Below are 21,605 nucleotides of genomic sequence, written 5' to 3'. Positions count from 1 at the left end.
AGGGCGAGGCTATCCGGGCGGGCCGTCAGCGCCGCGGGCTCATGCACGCAGCGTGGAGACGGCCGCGCCGAGCTTGGCGACGGCCTTGAGCAGGATGCGCAGCTCCTTCGCGCGGCGCTCCGCCGGCACGAAGGTCTGCTCGTCCTCGAAGTCGCCGTGCAGCGACAGCGAGATCTGCGAGCGCACGACGTGCACGTGGACCGCCGGGAGGATCGTGCGCCACTGCTCGACCGCACGCGTGCCGCCGTCGTAGCCGTACGCGAGCACGCCCGCGGCCTTGTGGTTCCACTCCGGCCAGATGACGTCGACCGCGTTCTTCAGGGCGGCGGGCACCCCGTGGTTGTACTCGGGGGTGACGAAGACGAAGGCGTCGAGCGAGTCGATCTTCTCGCTCCACCGACGCGTCTTCTCGCTCGCGTACTGCCGCTTCGCGCCACCGGGCACGGCCGGGTCGTCGAGCAGGTCGAGGTCGTAGTCGGCGAGGTCGACGAGCTCGAGCTCGACGTCTCCGAGGTCGGCGGCCTGCCCGGTGTCGTAGGCCCACTGCGCCACCTGGGCGCCGAGCCGACCCGGTCGGGTGCTGCCGACGATGATGCCGATCTTCATCCGTGCCTCCTTGCGGCGGTGCGCCGCGTCGCTGGTGGGGCCATCGTGCCGCAGGACCGGGGGGTGGGCCCACCTGGCCCCGGACGTGCCTCGGCCCGCCGCGGGTGGGCGGCGGGCCGAGGGCGAAGGGGGATCAGCGCGGCGTGCCGTCGTCGCGGTGCCGCAGGTCGTCGACGCCGTCCTTGATGCGCTCGCCGAGCCCGCGGTCGTCGTGCCCGTCGGCCGCGTGCCGGCCGTGCTCGTCGCGGCGCAGACCGTCCTCGTCGCGGCGCAGGTCGTGCTCGTCGCGGCCGAGGTCGTGGTCCGCGGGGGTGCCCGAGGGAGCCGTCGCGTCGCTCGTGCGGGTGACGTCGTAGCCCTCCTCGCGCGGGGGCGGCGGCGCCTCGCCCTGGCCGGGCGGGGGCGGCGGCGGGCCGTCCTGCACCGGCGGGGGCACGTCATGAGTCGCGGGCGGCGGCGGGCCGTCCTGGGCTGCGGCCCTGTCCTGGACCGGCGGGCCGTCGACGCGCTGCTCGTGGTCGGCGGTCCAGGTGTCGGGCCCGGACTCGCCGGTCGCGGCGCCGGTCGGGCCCGCGGCAACGCCCGTCACGCTGGCGGCGCCGGCCGTGCCGGCACCCGGCCCGCGGCGGTCGTCGGCGAGGTCGGCCCGGTGGGACGTGGAGTCGGACGAGGAGTCGTCGGCGTAGGAGTCCTCGCTCTCGACGACCCCGTCCCGGTAGCCGTCGCCGTCCCGGTCGCCGTCGTGACGCTCGTCGGCGACCCCGTCGTCGACACGGTTGCCGTGCTTGTCGGTGCGGACGTCCGGGTCAAGGGCATCGGCCCGGCGGAGCTCCTCGTCGCGGGAGTCCTGCAGCACCGAGTGACGGTCGCCCTCCTCTGCGGCGCGACCCTCCAGACGCTCGGCCTCGACGCGCTGACGCTCGGCCTCCGCAGCCTTGAGCTCGGCGTCGGCGCGAGCCGCCTGGGCCTGGGCCTGGGTGTGCGCGGCAGCGGCCTGCTGCTCTCGCAGGTCGATCTCCTGGTCCGCGGCCCGATCCCGGATGCGGGCTGCCTCGTGACGCTTGGACTCGGCTTGCTTCTTCTTCGCGCTGGAGACGACGAACCCGATGATGACGAGCACGGCGAGGATCGCCAGCCCGATGAGGATCCACTTCATGACCTGCTCCGTCCTGGGTGGCCGGTCGGCCACCTCGTGATCTGCCACGCTAACGAGCAGGGACCCCCGAGGACGGGCGAGCGTCACCCCGTTTCAGGCACCCCCGCGCCAGCTCGACCGGGAAGGGTCAGCGTGGCGACGAGCCCGCCGCCCTCGGGCGACACGAGCGCGACCGAGCCGTGGTTGCGGGCCGCCAGCTCGGAGACGATCGCCAGCCCGAGCCCGGTGCCCGGCACCGCGTCCCGCTCGGCCACCGGGGCGCGGTAGAAGCGGTCGAAGGCGTGCTCGAGCTCGTCGGGTGCCATGCCAGGCCCGGTGTCGCTGACGACGACGCCCACCGTGCCGTCCTCGTGCTCGACGGTGCGGGTCGTCACCCGCCCGTGGGGCGGGGTGAACTTCACCGCGTTGGCCAGCAGGTTGGTGAGCATCCTCGTGAGGTCGTCGGGGTCGGCGTACGCCGTCCCCGAGCACCCGGCGACGTCGAGCGTCATCTCCTTGCGGTCGGCGAGCACCCGGACGTTGCCGAGCACCTCGGTGACGAAGGGCCCGAGCGCGATCTCCCGGGGCTCGACCCCGTCGCGGTCCGCCTCGATCCGCCCGATGGCGAGCAGGTCCTCGACGAGGGCCGAGAGCCGGTCGGCGTTGCGCGTGACGACCTCGAGCCACCCCCGCTCCCGCTCGGTCAGCCCTGGCGAGTCCTCGAGGAGCTCGACGTAACCGACGATGCTCGCGATCGGGGTGCGCAGCTCGTGGCTCGTCGTGGCGACGAAGTCCTCGCGCTGGCGCTCGAGGTCCGCCCGCGTGACCCGAGCGGCCTGCTGCTCCTGCTCGGCCGCCAGCGTCGCCGCCTGCATCCGCAGCGGCTCCGTGACGTCGACGAGCTGGACGGAGAAGTGGTCGGGCTCGTCGGGGACGAGGTTGGCGGCGACGGTGAGGGTGCGATCGTCGAGCTCGACCGTCACGGGGTCGCCCGAGCGCAGGGCCTCGTCCGCGGCATCGGCGAGCGGGCCCTGCCAGGACCTGTCGGCTCCCTCGCCCACGAGGGCTGCCGCCGTCGGGTTCGACCACCCGACCCGCACCCGCCCGTCCGCACGCCGCTGCGCGATGGCCAGCCCGACCGACGCCTCGAGGAGGCTGCCCGAGAGGAGCCGGGATGTCGCGGCAAGCCGACGGGTCGCGTCGCGCAGCTCGTACTGAGCAGCGCTGATGACGACGGAGAAGCCGGCGAAGGTCACGAGGAAGGTCTCGGCGAGCGCGGCCCGCACGGCGAGGTCGAGCCCCTCGTGGTTGAAGGGCCCGCCGCCGGCGATCGTGAGCGCGAGGATGGCGCACGACGCGAGCAGCGTCTGCACGGCGACGACCCGGACGGGGAAGCGGAAGGCCGCCCAGGCCAGCACCGGGTAGGGCAGGAAGGCCAGCGGCAGGTCGGCGCCGTCGCGGAAGACGAGGGCGATGACGGCCGCGAGGGCGACGACGTGCAGGGCGAGCTCGAGCGGGCCGGCCCGCACCGGCACCCGCCGCGGGAAGAGCGCGAAGGGGGCGATCATGACGACCGCCGCGGCATGGGACGCGGCGACGTACGCCGCCGTGGACCAGAAGGCCCCGTCCTCCAGGCCGGCGATGGTCGCGCCCGCGAGGAGGCCGACGACGACGGCGCCGGCGACGACGGCGAGGCAGAAGTAGATCGCCGAGGCGAGGCTGCGCAGCTCGAAGCGCGGCCGGCTGCGGCGGGCCAGCAGCGCCGTCACGACGAAGGCCTCCGCCGCGTTGGCCACCCCGAAGCACAGGGCGGCCAGCGGGGGGCGCCCGCCGATCGCGTTCGCCAGAGCCGTGGCGCCGAGGACGAGGAGCAGCCCCGCCCACCGGCGCCGGGGCTGCGTGAGCACGAGGAAGAGGACGGCGATCCCGGCAGCCGGCCACCAGACCGCGACGCGGCTGCCCTGCGGGGCGAGGCCGACCCCCACGACACCGGCCACGACGACGAGCAGCGCGACGACCGGCCAGGACCACAGCGGCAGGTACCGGGGCCGCGCCGGGGAGTCGAGGGGCCGGAGAGCGCTGGCTCCCGGCGCGAGAGCCGTCATAGGGGAGAAACTAGGCGCCGCGCGGCGATGTCGCGCGGTGACGCGCTCCCCCTTCGGGCTCCGCCCAGGGTGACGTGACCCACCCGAGCCCCCGGCGGACGTCCCCGGACATGAGAAGACACCCCACGTACCTGGAAGAGCTCACCTGCCCTTGCTGCGTTCCCGCCCTGGGGGAGTTCAGTGAGGTACCACCACGTGGGGTGCCGCGCCCACTCTAACCCGAGCGGGCCGCGAGGACCCAGCCGCCGTCGGCCAGGGGCGGTCCGGGAGGATGGGGGCGTGCACCTGCCCTCTCCCCTGCGCCTCTTCCGGATCGTCGCGACCGCCGAGGCGGTGACGTGGACCCTCCTCGTCGTCGGGATGGTGCTCAAGTACGTCACGAAGACCACCGAGCTCGGCGTGCGCGTCGGCGGGATGCTCCACGGCGTCGTCTTCATCGCCTACGTCCTCACCTGCGTGGCCCTGTGGGTCGACCAGCGGTGGAGCCCCCGGACCGCCCTCACGGCGCTCGCGAGTGCGATCCCGCCGTGGCTCACCCTGTGGTTCGAGCGCCGCGTCGAGCGCGACCACCTCGTCGGGCAGCAGTGGCGGCTCGGGGCGGGCGGCCAGCGCCCGACCTCCGCCCCCGAGCGGGTCCTCGCCGCCGCGCTGGCGCGCCCCCTCCTGGGTCTCGTCGTCGCGCTCGTCGGCATCGCCGCGGTGACCGCGGTCCTGCTCCTCGTCGGCCCTCCGGTCCCGAAGAGCTGAGCGGACCCCCTTCGCGAAGGGGGGCGCTCAGGGCGGCGAGGACGCGCTCGCGAGGCGCCCGGAGAGCTCGGCCGCGGCGAGCCGCAGCGGCTCGGGACCGACGACGGCGAAGGGGGCGTCGAACTTCAGGACGTGGGCCAGCAGACCCGTCCACGACCACGACCCGACGGTGAGCAGTGTGCGTGTCGGCGACACCGCCTCGACCTGCCCGTCGCCCGCCCACCGGGCCACCGCGGCCAGCGGCAGGTCGACGAGGACCTGCCCGCTGCACGGCCAGACGTCCTCGGTCTGCGCCCCCTTCGCCCGGGCCTGGACGAAGGTCGAGGCGTCGCCGGTGGGGATCGCGCGCGGCACGAAGCGAGCACCCGCCGGGGAGCGGGGCTCGAGGTGGTCGAGACGGAAGATGCGCCAGCCCGCCACGTCGAGGTCCCACGCGACGAGGTACCAGCGGCTCGCCCGGATGACGACCGCGTGCGGCTCGACACGCCGGCCCTCCAGCGCACCCCGGTACCGCATCCGCAGGACCCGCTGCTCCCGCACGGCCACGCTCACCGCCTCGAGCACCGCGGGCGCGACCTGCGCACCCGGCCCGACACCGTCGAAGCGGATGCCCTCCACCCGGTGGCGCAGCCGCGCGGGCATCACCTGCTGCACCGTCGCGAGCGCGCGGGCAGCGGCCTCCTCGAGGTCGACGCCCGTCGTGGCGGCGGCGCGCAGGGCCACGGCGACGGCCACGGCCTGCTCGTCGTCGAGGAGCAGCGGCGGCATCTGAGAGCCCGCTGCGAGGCGGTATCCCCCGTCCGGCCCCTTCGTCGCGGAGATGCGGTAGCCGAGGTCGCGCAGCCGGGTGACGTCGCGACGCACCGTGCGAGGGGTGACGCCCAGCCGCTCGGCGAGCGCCTGCCCCGACCAGTCGCGACGGGTCTGGAGCAGCGAGAGCAGGGACAGCATCCGAGAGGGGCTCGCGGTCATGACGCCATCCTCGCGCAGGTAGCGGACCGGATCTGACCTCTACCCCTGGCACCGTCGTCCTCGGCGGCAGGTCGCCGCCACCACGACCAGACGGAGGACGGGCATGACCCTCACCACCACGACCCATCTCAACTTCCGGGGCACCGCGAGCCAGGCCCTCGACTTCTACCAGGAGGTCTTCGGCGGCGAGGTCACCCGTGCGACGTACGCCGACACGGGGATGCCGGTAGGGGCACCTGGCGCCGACAAGGTCGTCTTCGGCCAGCTCGACGGGCCCGTGCGGCTCATGGCGTACGACATCCCCGGGCAGGACAGCACAGACGTCGCGCCGACGGCGGGCACGACGACGCGCGAGGACGGGGCGACCGTCACCGACCGCACGTTCTTCCAGTCGGTGCGCGGCGGCACGCTCGAGGAGATCACGACGTGCTGGGAGGCGCTCGTGCAGGGAGCCGAGGTGATCGAGCCCCTCGCCGAGTCCGCGTGGAGCCCCGGCTTCGGGATGCTCACCGACCGCTTCGGGGTCACCTGGGTGGTTGACGTCGCCCCGGCCCGGGGCTGACCGCGGAGCAGGTGGGCCCGTGTCGAGCCACGGGCCCACCTGCTCCCGGGGGGAGGGTCCCGCCGCAGGTCGGCTCGTGAGCACCCACGAAAGGATTGGACAAAGATAGGACAGGACGGCTGTCGTGCGGGACCCCCTCGGCCCACCTTTTTCGTCGCCAGGATCCACCACCCACGCCGACATGCCCCGTCACCGGCCCGGTCGGCGCAGGCCGCGCACCACGGCGGCATCCCGTGACAGCACGCGGTTCGGGTCGGACTCGACCGGGGCGAGGCGGTCGGCGGCGACGACGACGAGGCGCAGCTCGCCCCCGTCGACGACCACGACGAGCGCGAGCCACCTGCCCCGCGGGCGGTCTCGCTCCCACCGCAGGAGCAGCCCCTGGCGCGGCTGCGCCCCCGGCTCGCCGGAGGGGCGGACCCACACGTGCCGGGGGCGCTGCGGGGGCCACTGCTCGTGCCACCGCGCCCTGCTCATCGCCCGATGCTCCCACACCCGGTCGAACACGTGTTCGACTGATCGTCGGCCGGGCGCCCGACCAGGCGGACGACCGGCCGGACGCGTGCCCCTCCCCCGCGCCGCACGCGCGAGACTGCCCGCATGACCGGCACCGCACCCGCCGCCGAGGCCGCCGAGACCACGCGCAGCCACGCCCTCGTGGCCGGCGTCGTCTGCGGTCTCGTGGGCTACACGAGCTCCTTCGCCGTCGTCCTCGCCGGTCTGCGCACGGTCGGGGCGAGCCCCGCCGAGGCGACCTCCGGCCTCACCCTGCTCTCGCTGACGATGGGGCTGGGCTGCGTCGTCTTCAGCTGGCGCACGCGGATGCCGATCACCCTCGCCTGGTCGACCCCGGGGGCCGCCCTCCTGGCCAGCGCGGCCGTCCCTGCGGGCGGGTGGCCGGCAGCCGTCGGGGCCTTCCTCGCCGCCGGCCTGCTGCTCGCCCTGCTCGCGCTCGTGCGCCCGCTGGCCCGGCTCGTCGCGGCGATCCCCACCGAGCTCGCGAGCGCGATGCTCGCCGGGGTCCTGCTCGTCCTGTGCGTCGCCCCCTTCCGCGCCCTCGCCGCCGACCCGGCCGTCATCGCCCCCGTCGTCGTGGTGTGGGCGCTCGCCCTCGTGCTCGTGCGCCGATGGGCGGTGCCCCTGGCCCTCGTCGCCGCGGTCGTCGTCGTGCTCGTCGCCGGGTCGCCCGGCGACCTCGGCCTGCACGACCTCACCCCGGTGCTCACCTGGACCACCCCGGTGCTCGACCCCGGCGCCCTGCTCGCCATCGCCGTGCCGCTCGTCGTCGTCACGACGACGAGCCAGAACCTGCCCGGCCTGGCCGTGCTCCGCTCCTTCGGCTACGAGCCCGACCCCCGCCCGCCCCTGCTCTACGCCGGCGCCGCGACGGCGGCGGCCGCCCCCTTCGGCGCCCACGCCATCAACCTCGCGGCGATCTCCGCCGCCCTGGCCGCAGGCCCCGAGGCCGGGCCAGACCCCCGTCGACGCTGGCCCGCGGGTGTGGCGTGCGGCGTGACCTATCTCGTGTGCGGGGCGCTCACCCCCTTCGTCGTCGCCGTCGCCTCCGCCTCCCCCGCCGGGCTGCTCGAGTCGATCGCCGGGCTCGCCCTGCTCGGCACTCTCGCCGCCTCCGGCGCGGCCGCCCTCGGGCCGACCGAGCACCGCGAGGCCGCGGCCCTCACCCTCGCGGTCGCCGCGTCGGGGGTGAGCATCGCCGGGATCGGCGGCGCCTTCTGGGGCCTCGTCGCCGGCGGCACGCTGCTCGCGCTCGTGCGGCTGCGGGGACGGCGGGCCCGCGCGGCCTGAGCGAGACGGCCAGGCCCGGGCAACGAAGAGCTCCCCGGCCCTGGAGGGGCTCGGGGAGCTGGTGGCGGAGGATATGGGATTTGAACCCATGAGGGGTTTCATCCCCAACACGATTTCCAATCGTGCGCACTAGGCCACTATGCGAATCCTCCACCGGGGAGGGTACCCGACCCTCGCGTCGCGACCGAATCGAGCCCGGGCGTCCTCCAGGGCGGGCTCAGCCGATCTCGTAGAGCGCGTCGCCGCGGGGTGTCGTCGCGACCTTGACGACCCCCAGCGAGGAGGTCGGGTAGAGGTCCCGACCCCACACCGGGGTGGCCGCGGAGCCGCCGGTCGCCGAGACGTAGAGCTTCGAGCGGGCGAGCATCCCCGCCGGCGTCACCCAGCTGCGGGTGAGGGCGCACGGGATCATCACCGAGAGGACACGCCCAGGCCGCAGCTCGTGCTCACCGGTGCGCGTCGTCACCGAGCGCGCGAGCCGGTGGTCGCGCTTGCGCGCCTTGGTCTGCCAGTCGACGTCGCTCGTCACGAGCGCCTCGGGCACGAGGACGGCGGGATGGCCGTAGACGTCGTCCTCGAGCAGGACGCTCACCGCGTGCCGGCTGACGAAGGCCGCCTCGCAGGTCTGCCCCGTCCAGGGGACGTCCTCCACCGCCCGGCCCGCCGACGCGGTCGCGCCGAGGGCCGCCGTGGCCACGAGGATGGCCGCGGCGCACCGGGCCGCCCACGAGGTCCGCGTCGTCGTCACGACCCCGATCGTGCCACCTGGCCGGGGGGCGCGCCCGCGGAGCGCAGGTGCGCCTCGTGGTGCGGCAGCTGGTGCGTCCGCCAGCGAAGGGCGAGCAGCCGCGCCCCGTCGAGGGCGTCACCGGCGGCCGGTCGCAGGACCCGTCCGTGACGCGCCACCTCCTCCTCGAGGGCGGCGCGGACCCGGGCGGCGCCGAGCAGCCCGCCCACAGCCGTGAGGGGCACGTCGGGCAGCCCGGCCGCCGCGTCGAGGAGCGAGCAGGCGAGCGCGGTGCCGGCCCGGGCGCACAGCTCGGCCGCGACCTCGTCACCCCCGTCCGCCGCAGCCGTGACGGCCGGCGCCATCGAGCCGAGCAGCGCCGGGGCGTGGGGTCCGGTCATCGTCTGGCGGGGCCAGGTCGCGGGCTCGCCGAGCAGCTCGCGGGCGGCGTCGAGCAGGGCCCGGGAGCCCCTGGGCCGGTCGTCGACCGCCCGCAGCGCCGCACGCATCCCGGCCAGCCCGAGCCACGCGGAGGAGCCCTCGTCGCCGAGCACGTGCCCCCAGCCGTCCACCCGGCGCCACGTCGCGTCGAGGTCTGTCGCGAAGGCGACCGCACCCGTGCCGGCGGCGACGACCGCGCCCGGCTCGACCGCCCCGAGAGCACCGACGAGCGAGCCGACGGCGTCGCTGACGATCGCGACGTGCGCGCACCCGGTGCGGGCGACGAGCATCTCCCGCAGCGGTCCGGGGTCCTGGAGCATGAGGCCGCGGGTCGACCACACGAGGCGGTCCACCCCTTCGCCCCGTCCGTCGTCGACATCGCCGGCGAGCGCCAGGGCGCGCTCGACGAGGTCGGCCGAGTCGATCCCCGTCGGGCCGAGCCGCACTCCCCCGGACCGGCCCACGGGTCCACGGCGCTCCCCCGCCCACGTCACCCGCAGGCCGGAGCCGCCGACGTCGACCGCGAGGCACCTCATGGCGCGCAGCGGATCACTTGCTCATGCCGGCGGTCAAGCCGGCGACGATCTGCTTCGTCGCGACGAGGAAGAGGATGATGAGCGGCACCGTCGTGATGACCAGCCCGGCGAAGACCGCGGCGAAGTTCGTCGCGTTCTCGCCGAAGAACTGGGTCAGGCCGACCGGGAGCGTGTACTTCGCCTCGTCGCGCAGGAGTACCAGCGGGAAGAGGAAGTCGTTCCAGATCGGCACGAAGCGGAAGACCGCGACGGTGGCCACGGCGGGCTTGACGAGCGGCACCATGATCCGCCAGAAGGTCTGCCAGGCGTTCGCCCCGTCGAGCCGTGCGGCCTCCTCGAGCTCCTCGGGCAGCTGCCGGAAGAAGGTCGTGAGGACGAAGATCGAGAAGGGGATGCCCGACGCGCCGTACATGAGCGACAGGCCGAGACGGGAGTCGACGAGCCCCACCGAGTCGAAGAGGTAGAAGATCGGCAGCAGCGCGAGGTGGATCGGCAGCATGAGGCCGGAGATGAAGAGCGACTCGACGGCCTGCATGACCCGCGAGCGCGAGCGCGCCAGCCCGTAGGCGGCCATCGTGCTCACCGTCGTCGAGACGACGACCGCGCCGATGGTCACGGCGAGGCTGTTGCCGAAGTATGTCGCGAAGCTGCCGGTGGTCCACGCCTCCTTGTAGCTCTCGACGGACAGCGGCCACGGGATCCCGATGGGGTCGCGGATGAGGTCGCCGTTCGTGCGGAAGCTGCTGAGCAGCATGATGACGAGCGGCAGCAGGGCCAGGGCGGCGTAGGTCCACAGCAGGACCGACGCCACGGGGCCCCCGACGGCGCGGCCCCTCATGCGCGCATCCTCCGCTCGTGCCGGCGCAGGACCGACGTCGCGAGCATCGCCCCGCCGAAGATCACGAGGAAGAGCACGGTCGCAAGCGCCGAGGAGGTGCCGATCGAGTCCGTCGCGCCGGAGTCGAAGGCCGTGCGGTAGAAGAGCAACGAGACGAAGTCGGTCGAGCGCGCCGGGCTGCCCGTCGACCCGCCGAAGGCGTACGGCAGGGCGAAGGCCTCCATCGCGAAGATGAAGGTCAGCACGCTCACCGTGCCGATGGCCGGCACGAGGAGGGGCAGGGTCACCTTGCGGAAGGCCTGCCAGTGGCTCGCGCCGTCGACGCGTGCCGCCTCGCCGAGCTCCTCGGGGATGCCGCCGAGCGCCGCGCCGTAGAGCAGCACCGGGAAGCCGATCCACTGCCACACGCTGACGAGCACGACGACCCACAGGGCCGTGTCGGGGTCACCGAGCCAGGGCCGCGCCCAGCTCTCCAGACCCACCGCGTCGAGGAGCGTGTTGACCGGTCCGAAGGCCGGCGAGAGCAGCAGGGTCCACAGGTAGCCGATGACGATCGGGCTGACGAGGTAGGGCATGGCGTAGAGGGTCTGGAGCATGCGCCGGGTGCGCTCACGGGTGTGCAGGAGCACGGCGATCCCCAGACCGACGGTGTTCTGCAGCAGCATCGTCCCGGCGAAGAAGATGAGGTTGTGCGACAGCGCGCGGGGCAGGTCGGTGCGGAAGGGCTCCCTGGTGACGAGCGCCTGGAAGTTCGTGATCCCCGCGAAGCCGACCTGCCGCGTCCCCTCCCACGAGTAGAAGGCGTAGGAGAAGGCCGTGACCATCGGGTAGAGGACGAAGACGCCGAAGACGAGCAGGGCGGGGGTGACGAAGAGCAGCGAGGTGCGTCGCCTCATCGGGCGCTCCCGAGGAGGCGACGCACGCGCGCGGCGACGGGGGCCGCGATCACTTCTTCGTCGGCTCGAACCAGGACTTCACGCCCTTGTCGAGCTCGGAGCTGACCTGGGTCGCGTCCTTGTCGCCGAGGAGCATCTCCTGGATCCCGGTGCCGAGCAGGTCGGTGCCGGCGGGCGAGCCGTAGCGGAAGTCGGTGAGCAGCAGGTACGGCGAGGGGTTGGCCTCGTAGCTCTTCGCCATCTCGCCGAGCACGGGATCGCCGTAGGTGACGCCGGGGACGGCGGAGAGCTGCTTGACCTCGTCGGCGACCATCTGGCCGAACTCCTTCGTGGCCATCCAGCGCACGAGCTCCATGGCCTCCTCCTGGTGCTCGGACTTCTTCGACACCGCGAAGTTGCCGTCGGACCAGCCGGCGGTCGTCGCCTCCGAGCCCTCGGGCGAGCCGGGGGGCGCGGGCACCTGGAAGGTGCCGATCTCCATCTCGGGGTTGCCCTTCTGCAGCACGGCGAGGTCGAAGGACCCGCCGGGGATCATCGCGGCCTGCTCGGAGGTGAACATCGTCTGGGCGTCGGTCGCGGCCAGACCGGTGACGTCCTTGGGCATGTACTTCTTGAGGTCGCCGACCACCTGGACCGAGGCGACCCAGTCGGGGTCGGTGAAGTCCTTCTCGCCGGTGGCCACGGCGTCCTGGAAGTCCGCCCCGCCGAAGCGCGGCGCGGCGAGCACCTCGTGGACGATCGGCAGGGTCCAGTCGTCCTTCGCCCCGACGGCGATCGGGGTGATCTCGTCGGCCAGGAGCGCGTCGTTCATCGTGACGAAGTCCTCCCACGACGTGGGGACCTCGAGGCCCTTCTCCTCCAGCAGACCCTTGTTGTAGAACATCTGGACCGTCTGGGTCGCGAGCGGCACGGAGTACAGGGAGCCGTCGGTCCCCTTCGCGCTCGCCACGGCGTTGTCGTCCCAGCCCTCGAGGTCGATCTCGTCGTCGAGGGGGACGAGGGAGCCGGAGGCGATCGTCGGCTGCAGCTGCCCGTAGGAGCGCACCTGCGGCACGTCCGGGCCGTCCGAGCCCGAGAGGCCGGTCGCGAGGATCTTGTTGTACTCCGTGGCCTTGAAGGTCTTGAAGTCGACGGTCACGCCCTCGTTCTTCGCCTCGTAGGCGTCGAAGATCTTCTCGTAGGCCGCCTGGTCCTCGACGCGCCACGACCACACGGTCAGCGTCGTCTCGCCCCCTTCGCCCCCGCTGCCGCTGCCGCTCTCCGAGCTCGAGGGGGCGCAGCCGGCGAGGCCGATCCCCAGACCGAGGGTGGTCGCGAGAGCCAGGGCCCGTCCGCGCTGACCGATCATGGCGTGTCTCCGTTCCTAGTGATGCTGTCCGTGGTGCCCGTCGCGGCCGTGCCGGACGTCGTCGTGGGGCCCGCTGCGGGGCCGGTCGCCGAGGGGTCGAGCCGGCGCAGGGCGTCGGCGAGCACGCCCTGGGCCTCGTGGAGGGCGTCGCGGGCGGTCGGCAGGTCGACGTCCGCGAGCAGGGAGAGCAGGGCCGGCTTGAGCTCGCCGTCGGCCTGGGCGAGACGCTCGCGGGCCTGCTCGGGCGAGGCGCCGGTCGACTCGACGAGGATGACGACGAGGCGCCCGCGCAGCTTCGCGTTCGTCGCGACGACGTCGACCATGAGGTTGGACCAGGTCCGGCCGAGCCGGACCATGACGGCCGTGGAGAAGGCGTTGAGCACGAGCTTGAGCGCCGTGCCCGCCTTGAGCCGGGTCGACCCGGAGAGGGCCTCGGGCCCGGTGTCGGGGGCGACGACGTGGTCGACGAAGGGGGCGAGCTCGGCCTGGGGGTTCGAGGTCACCAGGGCGGTGACGGCGCCGACCTCACGGGCCCGGCGCAGCGCGCCGGCGACGTAGGGGGTGCGCCCGGAGGCGGTGAGGCCGATGACGACGTCGAGACCGGTGGCCCCGGCGAGGTCGGCCGCCCCCTGCTCGACGTCGTCCTCGACGTTCTCGACCGCGCGCAGCAGGGCCGACGGGCCGCCGGCGTGATGGGCGACGACCATGCCGTCGGGGGCGTTGAAGGTGGGGCGCAGCTCGGCGGCGTCGAGGACGCCGAGCCGGCCGGAGGTGCCGGCACCGACGTAGTGGACCCGCCCGCCCGCGCGGATCGCGGCGACCGCGGAGTCGACGAGCACGGAGAGCTCGGGGAGGGTCTGCGCGACCGCGGGGGCCACCATCGCGTCCTGGGCGTTGAGGGCCTCGAGGAGCGCGAGGGTGCTCATCGTGTCGAGCCCCACCGTGGCGGGGTTGCGCCCCTCGGTCGGGGAGATCACCGTGACGTCGCTGTGCACACGAGCAACGTAAACGATTTACATCGAGGCGGCAACAGATGTAAATCAGTTGCGGATGTGCCGGCGGGCGACCGCCTGCTTCGTCTCCTCGACGGCTCGGCGCGCGCGACGCAGGTTGCGCTGCGCGACGAGGATGTAGAGGCAGTCGACGACGGTGAGCGCGGCGATCCGGCTCGCGGTCGCGCCCGAGCGCAGCTCGGTCTCACGGGCCGCCGTCGTGAGCACGACGTCGGCTGCCCTGGCGAGCGGGCTGCCCGGGTGGTTGGTCACGGCGACGGTGCGCGCACCACGCTCGGCGGCGGCGCTCAGCACGTCGTGGACCTCGACCGTCGTGCCCGAGTGCGAGATGCCCACAGCGACGTCTCCGCGGCCGAGGAGCGTCGCGCTCGTCAGGGCGAGGTGGGGGTCGAGCCAGGCGAAGGCGGGGATGCCGATGCGGTGCAGCTTCTGCTGCAGGTCCGCGGCGACGATCCCCGAGGCGGCGATGCCGTAGACGTCGACCCGGCCGGCGCCGGCGATCGCGTCGGCGGCGGCGACGAGCGAGGCCTCGTCGAGCTGCTGGACGGTCTCCTCGACGGCGAGGGTGTCGGCGTAGGCGACCTTCGCGATGACGTCCTGCACGGTGTCGCGCGCGCTGATGTCGCCGGTGCCCACCCCCTTCGCCGGGGTGCGGGCCGACTCCTCGGCGAGGGCGAGCCGCAGCTGCGGGTAGCCGCGCAGACCGAGCCGCCGGCAGAAGCGCAGGACGGTCGTCTCCGACGTCCGGGCCTGCCCGGCGAGCTCGGAGATCGTCAGGCCGGCGACCGCGCGCGGGTCGGCGAGGACGAGCTCGGCGACCCGGTCCTCGGCGGGCGAGAGACCGGGCCGCGCCCCGCGCAGACGCACGAGCAACGAGGTCCCGAGGTGGTCGTGGTCCTCGGGCCGTCGCGTCATGGCCATACGCTACGACGCCGCGCCGCGGGTCTCCGCGTCCTGGGCGGTGTAGCCCGGCGGGTCGCTCGCACGCCGCGCCGACGGCAGCGGCTCGCGGCCCTGGGCGAGCGCCAGGCCGCGCGCCCACGCCTGCCGAGCGGGGTTGACGCTCCCCCACGACCGCGACGGGTGCACGCGGTTGGTCAGCAGGATCGCGAAGGACTGCGAGGAGAAGTCGACGACGAGCGAGGTGCCCGTGTACCCGGTGTGCCCGGCGGTGCGCGGGCCCGACAGGGCGTCCATGTACCAGGGCTGGTCGAGCTCGAAGCCCAGCCCGTGCGCGTTGCCGGGGAAGGCGGCGTTGTAGTCCGTGACGAGCAGCTCGACCGAGCTCGGGCGCAGGATCCTCCCGCGGCGGTAGCTGCCGCCGTTGAGCAAGGCCTGCGCGAGCACTGCCAGGTCGTCGACGGTGGAGAAGACGCCGGCGTGCCCGGCGACGCCGCCGAGCGACCACGCGTTCTCGTCGTGCACCTCGCCGCGGACCATCCCGCGCGGCGGCGAGGCCTGGTACTCGGTCGCCGCGCAGCGAGACGCGCGCCGGGGGGTGTAGCCCGTGCTGCGCATGCCGATCGGGCGGGTGATGCGGTCACGGACGACGACGTCGAGGGGCCTGCCCCGGAGCCGCTCGACGAGCACGCCGAGCGCGATGAGGTTGAGGTCGGAGTAGCGGTAGACCGTGCCGGGCGGGTCCTGGGTGGACTGGCGCATCACCGCGGCGATGCGCGCGGCGCGGTCGGGGTGGGCGCTCCACAGCGGCAGCCACGCGACGAAGCCCGACGTGTGCGTCAGCAGGTGCTGGACGGTCACGCCCTCCTTGCCCCCGGCGGCGAACTCGGGCAGGTAGCGCGCGACCGGTGCACCGAGCTCGACGCGTCCCTCCTCGATGAGCTGCACGGCCGCGATCGAGGTGAAGAGCTTGCTCACCGACGCGAGGTCGAAGACCGTGTCGCGGCGCATCTCGACCCGCTCGTGCGGGGGCAGCTCGGTCGTCGCGTCGGCGTAGCGCACGGCGTCGCCGCACACCTCGACGGCGACGACGCGGGCGCGGTGCGCCATGAGGCCGACGGCCCCGGGGTACATCGGGTAGCCGTTCGCCTGCGGCTCCATGTACCCGCGGATCGCCGCCCGGGCCGCCTCGATCGGCGCCGGGTCGAGCCCGACGTGGTGAGGGCGCCCGGGACGCAGCACCTCCGGCCGACGCCCCCCGCCGGCGAGGGAGGGCCCGGCGCCGAGGAAGGTCACCCCTGCGCCGCCCATCGACGCGAGCACGGCGCGCCGGCCCACGGCGGCCATCTCAGCGCCCCGCCCGACGCGGGCCCGGGTAGAGCAGCACGGGCTGACGGCGCCGCTCGAAGTCGGCGAGCTCGGAGCGCCACGCGGCCATGACCTCGCGGGCCGAGGACCCGGCCGTCACCATCTCGCGCAGGCGGGTCGAGCCGGTGAGCTTGTCGATCCAGTACGGCCGGGCGGTGTCCCAGCTGTCCTGGCGCCACGCGAAGTCGGGGTAGAGGGCCCTGAGGGCGACAAGCATCTCGACGCCCACCCGGATCGGGTCGACCTTCGCGGCGTCGGTGACGTGCACCTGGACCCCGCCGCAGACGGCACCGGAGTGCTTGGAGAAGGTCGGGGTGAAGTACGCCTCGCGGAAGAGCACGCCGGGCACGTCCGCCCGCTCGAGGCGCTCGGCCCAGCGGTGGTCGACGTAGGGCGCCCCGACGAGCTCGAAGGGGCGGGTCGTGCCACGGCCCTCGCTGAGGTTGGTCCCCTCGAACATCCCCGTGCCCGGGTAGAGCAGGGCGGTGTCGGCGGTCGGCATGTTCGGGCTCGGCATGACCCAGTGCAGTCCGGTGTCGGCGTGCAGCATGTCGCGCCGCCACCCCGTGCACTCGACGACGTCGAGGTCGGCGAGGCGTCCCCCTTCGTCCTCGTCCATGAAGTGACGGTTCGCGTACCGCGCGACCTCGCCGACGGTCATGCCGTGGGCCTGGACGACCGCCTCGGCACCGACGCCCGACGTGTACTTCTCCGTCATCATCGGACCCCGCGCCACTCCGCCGATCGGGTTGGGCCGGTCGAGGACGACGAAACGGGCGCCGACGCGGTGGGCGGCGCGCATGCCCGTGTACATCGTCCAGATGTAGGTGTAGAAGCGCGAGCCGACGTCCTGGATGTCGAAGACGACGGTCTCGACGCCCGCGGTGCGGAACATCGTCGTCAGCGCGTCCGGCCCGGCGCCGTACGCGTCGTAGACGGTGATGCCGGTGCGGGGGTCGACCGAGGTGCCCTCGGACTCGCCGGCCTGCGCGGTGCCGCGGAAGCCGTGCTCCGGGCCGAAGACGCCGACGACGTCGACCTGCCCCGACTCGTGCATGACGTCGACGATCGAGCGCAGGTCGGCCGTGACCCCCGTCGGGTTGGTGATGACGCCGACCTTCTGGCCGCGCAGGGTCGACCACCCGCTCGCGGCGGCGATGTCGGCGCCGGTGCGCACCCGGCGCCCGCCGGGGCGGCCGTGGGCGGCCGCGGGGACCGCGCCCGCGGTGGCGGCGACGGCGGTGCCGCCGGCGCCGGCCATGAAGAGTCGTCTGCTGGGGGTGCTCATCACGTGCTCCTGATCAGTAGCGAAGGCCGTGGCCGAAGGGGTAGAGGACGGTGCCGGGGTCGTCGGCGGCGGGGATGTCGACGGGCAGGGTGCCGGTGGGCTCGACCTCGCCGGTGAGCACCCGCACGAGGGCTCCCATCGCGACGGCGTTATAGGCGTAGGTCGCGAGGTAGGTCGGGACGTCACCGAGGTGGGCGATGTCGTAGGGGTCGCGCACGGCGACGACGACGGTCGGCACGCCGCTGGCCTGCAGCGCGGCGACGAGCTTCTGCTGACCGCGGGCCTTGTCGGTGACGGCGGTGTCCCAGGCCTTCATCGTCAGCACGACGACGGCGTCCTTGCCGCGCGCCGCCGCGACTGCGGAGGCGATCTGCGCGTCGGTGGGCGAGGCACCCGTCGTCGACAGCGTCGTCGTGGCACCGGCCGCCGTGAGCTCGTCGGCGACGGTCTTCGTCGTCGTCGCCCCCCACCCGGTGACGAGCACCGTGGACCCCGCCGCGGTCATCGGCAGCACGCCGTCGGCGTTGGTGACGAGGGTCGTCGTGCGGTCGGTGATGGCGTCGGCGGCCGCGAGGTTGCGCGGGGTGCCGACGACGGAGGAGAGACGGGCGGGGTCGGCGTACGGGTGGTCGACGACGCCCCGGCGGGCCTTCATGAGCAGGACGCGGGTGACCTTCGCGTCGAGCTCGCGGCGGCTGATCCGTCCGCTCTCGACGGCGGCGACGACGGCCGGGAGCGCCTTCTGCAGCGCGGGCGACATGAGCAGCTGGTCGGCGCCGGCCTCGAGGGCACGGACCGCGACCTCGGCGTCGCCGTACTTCTGGCGCACGCCCTCCATCTCGAGGGAGTCGGTGATGATGACGCCCTCGTAGCCGAGCTCCTCGCGCAGCAGACCGGTGAGGATCGGCCGGCTGAGGGTGGCCGGGTCGCCCGAGTCGTCGAAGGCCGGCATCGCCAGGTGCGCGGTCATGATCATGTCGATGCCCTCGGCGATCGCGGCGACGAAGGGGGGAGCGTCCAGCTCCTCCCACTCCTCGCGGCTGTGCGTGATGACGGGGAAGGCGACGTGGCTGTCGGTCGCCGTGTCGCCGTGGCCCGGGAAGTGCTTGCCCGAGGAGGAGACCGAGCCGTCGCGCTGGTAGCCGCGGACCTGCGCGCGCACCATCTCGGCGGCGAGCTCGGGGCGCGAGGAGAAGGAGCGGGTCCCGATGACGGGGTTGAGCGGGTTGACGTTGACGTCGCACACCGGGGCGAAGTCGGTCGTGATGCCCATGGCCCGCAGCTCGCGACCGGTGATCGCGGCGGCCGTGCGGGCGTCGGTCGCGCTGCGGCCCGCGCCGAGCGCCATCGACCCGGGCAGCTGGGTGGCCGGCGGACCGATGCGCGTGACGACGCCCTGCTCCTGGTCGACCGAGATCGTCAGCGGCACGCGTGCGCCCTTGCCGCGGCCGGGCCCACCCCTGCCCTGGCGGTCGGCGCCGAGCGCGGCTCGCTGGAGGCCGTTGGACAGCCCGAGGATCTGCTCGGGGTCGCGCACGCTGTCGGTCCACGCGAAGTAGCAGACGCCGCCGAGGTGGTAGCGGCGGATGACATCGGCGGGGGCGGCGACGCCGTAGAGCGGCACGTTGCGCTGGTCGGGGGTCGTCGCGTCCGAGCCGTAGACGTGCTGGACGAAGAGCTGGCCGACCTTCTGCTCGAGGGTCATCTCGCGCAGGGTCTTGCGGGCCCAGGCCCGGTGGCGGCCGTCGCCGTGCCCGGGGCCGCCCGGCCCCGGCGAGGCGACGGCGTGGCCGACGGGGGTGGCCGCGGCCAGGACGGCGGCGGCGCTCCCCGTGACGACGGTGCGGCGGGACGGTCGGTACTGGCTCATGACGCCTCCTGGGGGTCTTCGTCGACCGGGTGGGTGCGTGAAAATTTCACGCGTCATACGTCTTCGATGGAAGTTAGTCACAGCACAGCGGGCCCGCAACCGGAGCGGCGCGGGGCCGGGGCAGGATGGGTGCATGCAGTCCATGACCCTGGACCAGGCCGCATCGCTCGTCGAGGCACGAGGGGCTGCCGAGCCCCGGGTCGTCGCCTCGGGCAACTTCGCGACACCCGTGCCGCTCGTCGAGGCGGTGCTCGCCCGCCTCCCCCGCGCCCGCCTGCACCTGCTCAACGCCCAGCCCGGGCTGCCGGTCCACGACGGGGTCGTGCCGGAGACGACCTTCGTCGGACCGGGCTTCCGGCGCCATCCCCGCCTGTCCTACGTGCCGAGCCGGCTGTCGATGGTGCCGCGCCTCTTCCACGGCGCGCTGCGGCCCGACGCCGTGCTGCTCCACACGACCCCGCCCCGCGACGGCCGCGTGAGCCTGGGCCTCGAGTGCAACATCCTCCCCGGCGCGGTCGAGGCGGCCCGGGCCGTCGGTGCCCCGGTGGTCGCGATGGCCAACCCGCGCATGCCGTGGACCTCCGGCGACGCCGAGCTGTCGGTCGACCTGCTCGACGGCCTCGTCGAGGTCGAGGCACCGCTGCTCACCCACCCGGCTCGCGCCGGGGTCGACGACGCGTCCGCGGTCATCGGCGCGCGGGTCGCCGCCGAGATCCGCGACGGCTCGACCCTCCAGGCCGGGATCGGCGAGGTGCCCGACGCCGTCATGGCCGGCATCGCGCAGCGCCGCGGCCTGCGCGTGTGGACCGAGATGTTCGGCGACGGCGTGCTGCGCCTCGAGCAGGCCGGCGCGCTCGACCCCGACGTCCCCCTCGTCACCTCCTTCGTCTTCGGCACCGCCGAGCTCTACGCGTGGGTGCACGACAACCCGCGTGTGCGTCTGACCCGCACCGAGACGACGAACTCCCCCGCCCGCATCGCCCAGCAGCCGCGGATGACCTCGGTCAACACGGCGCTGCAGGTCGACCTGCTCGACCAGGCCAACGCCTCGCGGATCCGGGCGCGCATCTACTCCGGCTTCGGCGGGCAGACCGACTTCACGGTCGGGGCCTCGCACAGCGAGGGCGGCCGCGCCTTCATGGCGCTGCGCAGCTGGCACCCGCGCGCTGACGTCTCGACGATCGTCCCTCTCGTCGACGAGCCGGTGACCTCCTTCCAGCACAGCGCCGTCGTCACCGAGCAGGGCGTCGCCTGGATCGCCGGCCACGACGAGCGCGCGCAGGCGCGCCACCTCATCGAGGAGGCGGCCCACCCGAGCGTGCGCGACGAGCTGTGGGAGGAGGCCGCCGCCCTCGGGCTGGCGTGACGGCCCCCTTCGCCGCGTGCTGAGATAGCGCCCGTGCCCTCCTCCATCGCCGCCGAGCTCGTCGCTGTGATCCTCAGCGTCGACGAGGGGAGCCCCCGCGTGCTGGCGTCCGGCGCCCCGCCGGCCCTGCCCCACGGACCGCTCGAGCCGGAGCACCGCTCCCTCCAGGCGGGTCTGCGGGCGTGGACCCGCGAGCGCGAAGGGGTCGAGCTCGGCTTCGTCGAGCAGCTCTACACCTTCGCCGACGTCGGCCGCTCGGGCCGGGCGGGGCGCACCGTGGCCATCTCCTACCTCGGACTGACGCGGGCGAAGGGGGAGCGCGGCTGGCTCGACGTCTACGACCTGCTGCCGTGGGAGGACGCCCGGGACGGCGTCCCCGAGCTCGCCCGCGAGCTCGGCGAGCGCGCGCTGCGCTGGGCCGGTGACGACGCCGAGCGGCTCGAGCGGGCCCGGCACGCCTTCGGCATGGCGGACTGGGCCTGGCGCCCCGAGCTCGTGCTCCAGCGCTACGAGCTGCTCTGGGAGGCGGGTCTCGTCGCCGAGTCCGGCGATCGCGACGGCGACGGCGACGGCCTCGGGCCGGCGATGCTCCACGACCACCGCCGCATCCTCGCGACGGGCCTGGCCCGGCTGCGCTCGACGCTGCAGTACCGACCGGTGATCTTCGAGCTCATGCCCCCGGACTTCACCCTCGGCGGGCTGCAGGCGACGGTCGAGTCGCTCGCAGGCCAGCGCCTGCACAAGCAGAACTTCCGGCGGACCGTCCAGGACCAGCTGGGTCTCGTCGAGCCCACCGGCGAGACCGAGCGCGACACCGGCGGCCGCCCCGCCGCGCTCTACCGCTTCCGCAGCGAGGTGCACGCCGAGCGCCGCCACGTCGGCACGAAGCTCCCCCGCCCCCGCACCCGCTGACCTCCTCCCCCGTCGCCCCCTCTCGCCAACCCACCCCTCTCGCCAACCCACCCCTAGAAGCTGGCACCCGCGCCAGTCACAACCCGCGCACTTGCCAACGCCCCGGACCCCTCCCCCGAGGCGTTGGCACCCGCGTCAGTCACAACCCACGCACTTGCCAACGCCCCGG

20 protein-coding genes, 1 tRNA gene and 1 other RNA gene are annotated in these 21,605 nt (G+C 74.1%); 5 read left to right on the top strand and 17 right to left on the bottom strand.

What is annotated here, in order from left to right:
* Positions 1 to 39: 39 nt before the first annotated feature.
* From EEW87_RS15145 to ffs, 4 genes are all read right to left on the bottom strand, one after another.
* A complete protein-coding gene (locus EEW87_RS15145; protein WP_123091374.1) occupies positions 40 to 606 on the bottom strand; it encodes an NADPH-dependent FMN reductase in 567 nt (188 codons plus the stop codon).
* Between the two features lie 133 nt (positions 607 to 739).
* Positions 740 to 1,762 carry a hypothetical protein gene (locus EEW87_RS15140; RefSeq protein ID WP_123091375.1) on the bottom strand — a complete coding sequence of 341 codons (1,023 nt, stop codon included), beginning with the start codon at positions 1,760 to 1,762 and terminating at the stop codon, positions 740 to 742.
* Positions 1,763 to 1,845: 83 nt separating this feature from the next.
* Positions 1,846 to 3,846 (bottom strand): ATP-binding protein, encoded by a 2,001-nt coding sequence (locus EEW87_RS15135; RefSeq protein WP_123091376.1) that lies wholly within the window; start codon positions 3,844 to 3,846, stop codon positions 1,846 to 1,848.
* A 111-nt stretch (positions 3,847 to 3,957) separates the two neighbouring features.
* An RNA gene (ffs, locus tag EEW87_RS15130) (signal recognition particle sRNA small type) lies at positions 3,958 to 4,054 on the bottom strand.
* Between the two features lie 71 nt (positions 4,055 to 4,125).
* On the opposite strand from ffs, the gene EEW87_RS15125 reads away from it, so the two are divergent.
* Complete coding sequence (locus EEW87_RS15125) at positions 4,126 to 4,593, top strand: DUF3817 domain-containing protein (RefSeq protein WP_123091377.1); 468 nt, start codon at positions 4,126 to 4,128, stop codon at positions 4,591 to 4,593.
* A gap of 27 nt (positions 4,594 to 4,620) precedes the next feature.
* On the opposite strand, the gene EEW87_RS15120 is transcribed toward EEW87_RS15125, so the two are convergent.
* Entirely contained in the window at positions 4,621 to 5,565 is a 945-nt protein-coding gene (locus tag EEW87_RS15120) for a helix-turn-helix transcriptional regulator (protein WP_123091378.1), read from the bottom strand.
* Between the two features lie 103 nt (positions 5,566 to 5,668).
* On the opposite strand from EEW87_RS15120, the gene EEW87_RS15115 reads away from it, so the two are divergent.
* Positions 5,669 to 6,127: a VOC family protein gene (locus EEW87_RS15115; RefSeq protein WP_123091379.1), complete on the top strand. Its 459-nt coding sequence runs from the start codon at positions 5,669 to 5,671 to the stop codon at positions 6,125 to 6,127.
* A 189-nt stretch (positions 6,128 to 6,316) separates the two neighbouring features.
* On the opposite strand, the gene EEW87_RS15110 is transcribed toward EEW87_RS15115, so the two are convergent.
* Positions 6,317 to 6,604, bottom strand: a complete 288-nt coding sequence (locus EEW87_RS15110) for a hypothetical protein (RefSeq protein WP_148041546.1) — start codon at positions 6,602 to 6,604, stop codon at positions 6,317 to 6,319.
* Positions 6,605 to 6,727: 123 nt separating this feature from the next.
* Between EEW87_RS15110 and EEW87_RS15105 the strand changes: the two genes are divergently transcribed.
* Positions 6,728 to 7,933 (top strand): benzoate/H(+) symporter BenE family transporter, encoded by a 1,206-nt coding sequence (locus tag EEW87_RS15105; RefSeq protein ID WP_123091381.1) that lies wholly within the window; start codon positions 6,728 to 6,730, stop codon positions 7,931 to 7,933.
* A gap of 62 nt (positions 7,934 to 7,995) precedes the next feature.
* Here EEW87_RS15105 and EEW87_RS15100 read toward each other — a convergent pair.
* The 11 genes from EEW87_RS15100 to EEW87_RS15050 all read right to left on the bottom strand — a co-directional run bounded on the left by EEW87_RS15100 (position 7,996) and on the right by EEW87_RS15050 (position 19,158).
* Positions 7,996 to 8,085 (bottom strand) — tRNA-Ser (locus tag EEW87_RS15100).
* Between the two features lie 65 nt (positions 8,086 to 8,150).
* The gene (locus EEW87_RS15095; protein ID WP_123091382.1) at positions 8,151 to 8,681 is read right to left on the bottom strand and encodes a hypothetical protein; all 531 of its coding nucleotides are present in this window, start codon (positions 8,679 to 8,681) and stop codon (positions 8,151 to 8,153) included.
* Entirely contained in the window at positions 8,678 to 9,637 is a 960-nt protein-coding gene (locus EEW87_RS15090) for an N-acetylglucosamine kinase (RefSeq protein ID WP_225985066.1), read from the bottom strand. The genes EEW87_RS15095 and EEW87_RS15090 overlap by 4 nt, the downstream gene beginning before the upstream one ends.
* 13 nt (positions 9,638 to 9,650) lie before the next feature.
* Positions 9,651 to 10,475, bottom strand: coding sequence for a carbohydrate ABC transporter permease (locus EEW87_RS15085; protein WP_123091384.1), 825 nt, complete (start codon positions 10,473 to 10,475; stop codon positions 9,651 to 9,653).
* Positions 10,472 to 11,371 (bottom strand): carbohydrate ABC transporter permease, encoded by a 900-nt coding sequence (locus EEW87_RS15080; RefSeq protein WP_123091385.1) that lies wholly within the window; start codon positions 11,369 to 11,371, stop codon positions 10,472 to 10,474. Before EEW87_RS15080 ends, EEW87_RS15085 begins: the two co-directional genes overlap by 4 nt.
* 49 nt (positions 11,372 to 11,420) lie before the next feature.
* Positions 11,421 to 12,719 (bottom strand): ABC transporter substrate-binding protein, encoded by a 1,299-nt coding sequence (locus EEW87_RS15075; protein ID WP_123091386.1) that lies wholly within the window; start codon positions 12,717 to 12,719, stop codon positions 11,421 to 11,423.
* Positions 12,716 to 13,714, bottom strand: a complete 999-nt coding sequence (gene murQ, locus EEW87_RS15070; protein ID WP_205473743.1) for an N-acetylmuramic acid 6-phosphate etherase — start codon at positions 13,712 to 13,714, stop codon at positions 12,716 to 12,718. The genes EEW87_RS15075 and murQ overlap by 4 nt, the downstream gene beginning before the upstream one ends.
* Before the next feature lie 45 nt (positions 13,715 to 13,759).
* Complete coding sequence (locus EEW87_RS15065; RefSeq protein ID WP_083968653.1) at positions 13,760 to 14,647, bottom strand: MurR/RpiR family transcriptional regulator; 888 nt, start codon at positions 14,645 to 14,647, stop codon at positions 13,760 to 13,762.
* A gap of 9 nt (positions 14,648 to 14,656) precedes the next feature.
* Positions 14,657 to 15,979: a serine hydrolase domain-containing protein gene (locus tag EEW87_RS15060; RefSeq protein WP_123091387.1), complete on the bottom strand. Its 1,323-nt coding sequence runs from the start codon at positions 15,977 to 15,979 to the stop codon at positions 14,657 to 14,659.
* Between the two features lies 1 nt (position 15,980).
* Positions 15,981 to 17,288 carry an exo-beta-N-acetylmuramidase NamZ family protein gene (locus EEW87_RS15055; protein ID WP_123091388.1) on the bottom strand — a complete coding sequence of 436 codons (1,308 nt, stop codon included), beginning with the start codon at positions 17,286 to 17,288 and terminating at the stop codon, positions 15,981 to 15,983.
* A 13-nt stretch (positions 17,289 to 17,301) separates the two neighbouring features.
* Positions 17,302 to 19,158: a glycoside hydrolase family 3 protein gene (locus tag EEW87_RS15050; protein ID WP_123091389.1), complete on the bottom strand. Its 1,857-nt coding sequence runs from the start codon at positions 19,156 to 19,158 to the stop codon at positions 17,302 to 17,304.
* Between the two features lie 133 nt (positions 19,159 to 19,291).
* On the opposite strand from EEW87_RS15050, the gene EEW87_RS15045 reads away from it, so the two are divergent.
* Together EEW87_RS15045 and EEW87_RS15040 are read left to right on the top strand one after the other, a co-directional pair.
* A complete protein-coding gene (locus tag EEW87_RS15045; RefSeq protein ID WP_123091390.1) occupies positions 19,292 to 20,524 on the top strand; it encodes an acetyl-CoA hydrolase/transferase family protein in 1,233 nt (410 codons plus the stop codon).
* 33 nt (positions 20,525 to 20,557) lie between these two features.
* A complete protein-coding gene (locus EEW87_RS15040; protein ID WP_123091391.1) occupies positions 20,558 to 21,436 on the top strand; it encodes an NUDIX hydrolase in 879 nt (292 codons plus the stop codon).
* Positions 21,437 to 21,605 lie beyond the last annotated feature (169 nt).

Source organism: Janibacter melonis (assembly GCF_003721155.3).
Taxonomy (GTDB): Bacteria; Actinomycetota; Actinomycetes; order Actinomycetales; family Dermatophilaceae; genus Marihabitans; species Marihabitans melonis.
The sequence above is the reverse complement of the archived record's forward strand: the minus strand, read 5'-3'. Positions and strand labels throughout refer to the sequence as shown.

Excerpts from the sequence above, each read along its gene's own strand:
- EEW87_RS15145 (WP_123091374.1), bottom strand. The coding sequence starts at position 606 with ATGAAGATCGGCATCATCGTCGGCAGCACCCGACCGGGTCGGCTCGGC.
- EEW87_RS15140 (WP_123091375.1), bottom strand. The coding sequence starts at position 1,762 with ATGAAGTGGATCCTCATCGGGCTGGCGATCCTCGCCGTGCTCGTCATC.
- EEW87_RS15135 (WP_123091376.1), bottom strand. The coding sequence starts at position 3,846 with ATGACGGCTCTCGCGCCGGGAGCCAGCGCTCTCCGGCCCCTCGACTCC.
- EEW87_RS15120 (WP_123091378.1), bottom strand. The coding sequence starts at position 5,565 with ATGACCGCGAGCCCCTCTCGGATGCTGTCCCTGCTCTCGCTGCTCCAG.
- EEW87_RS15115 (WP_123091379.1), top strand. The coding sequence starts at position 5,669 with ATGACCCTCACCACCACGACCCATCTCAACTTCCGGGGCACCGCGAGC.
- EEW87_RS15110 (WP_148041546.1), bottom strand. The coding sequence starts at position 6,604 with ATGAGCAGGGCGCGGTGGCACGAGCAGTGGCCCCCGCAGCGCCCCCGG.
- EEW87_RS15105 (WP_123091381.1), top strand. The coding sequence starts at position 6,728 with ATGACCGGCACCGCACCCGCCGCCGAGGCCGCCGAGACCACGCGCAGC.
- EEW87_RS15090 (WP_225985066.1), bottom strand. The coding sequence starts at position 9,637 with ATGAGGTGCCTCGCGGTCGACGTCGGCGGCTCCGGCCTGCGGGTGACG.
- EEW87_RS15085 (WP_123091384.1), bottom strand. The coding sequence starts at position 10,475 with ATGAGGGGCCGCGCCGTCGGGGGCCCCGTGGCGTCGGTCCTGCTGTGG.
- EEW87_RS15080 (WP_123091385.1), bottom strand. The coding sequence starts at position 11,371 with ATGAGGCGACGCACCTCGCTGCTCTTCGTCACCCCCGCCCTGCTCGTC.
- EEW87_RS15075 (WP_123091386.1), bottom strand. The coding sequence starts at position 12,719 with ATGATCGGTCAGCGCGGACGGGCCCTGGCTCTCGCGACCACCCTCGGT.
- EEW87_RS15065 (WP_083968653.1), bottom strand. The coding sequence starts at position 14,647 with ATGACGCGACGGCCCGAGGACCACGACCACCTCGGGACCTCGTTGCTC.
- EEW87_RS15060 (WP_123091387.1), bottom strand. The coding sequence starts at position 15,979 with ATGGCCGCCGTGGGCCGGCGCGCCGTGCTCGCGTCGATGGGCGGCGCA.
- EEW87_RS15055 (WP_123091388.1), bottom strand. The coding sequence starts at position 17,288 with ATGAGCACCCCCAGCAGACGACTCTTCATGGCCGGCGCCGGCGGCACC.
- EEW87_RS15050 (WP_123091389.1), bottom strand. The coding sequence starts at position 19,158 with ATGAGCCAGTACCGACCGTCCCGCCGCACCGTCGTCACGGGGAGCGCC.
- EEW87_RS15045 (WP_123091390.1), top strand. The coding sequence starts at position 19,292 with ATGCAGTCCATGACCCTGGACCAGGCCGCATCGCTCGTCGAGGCACGA.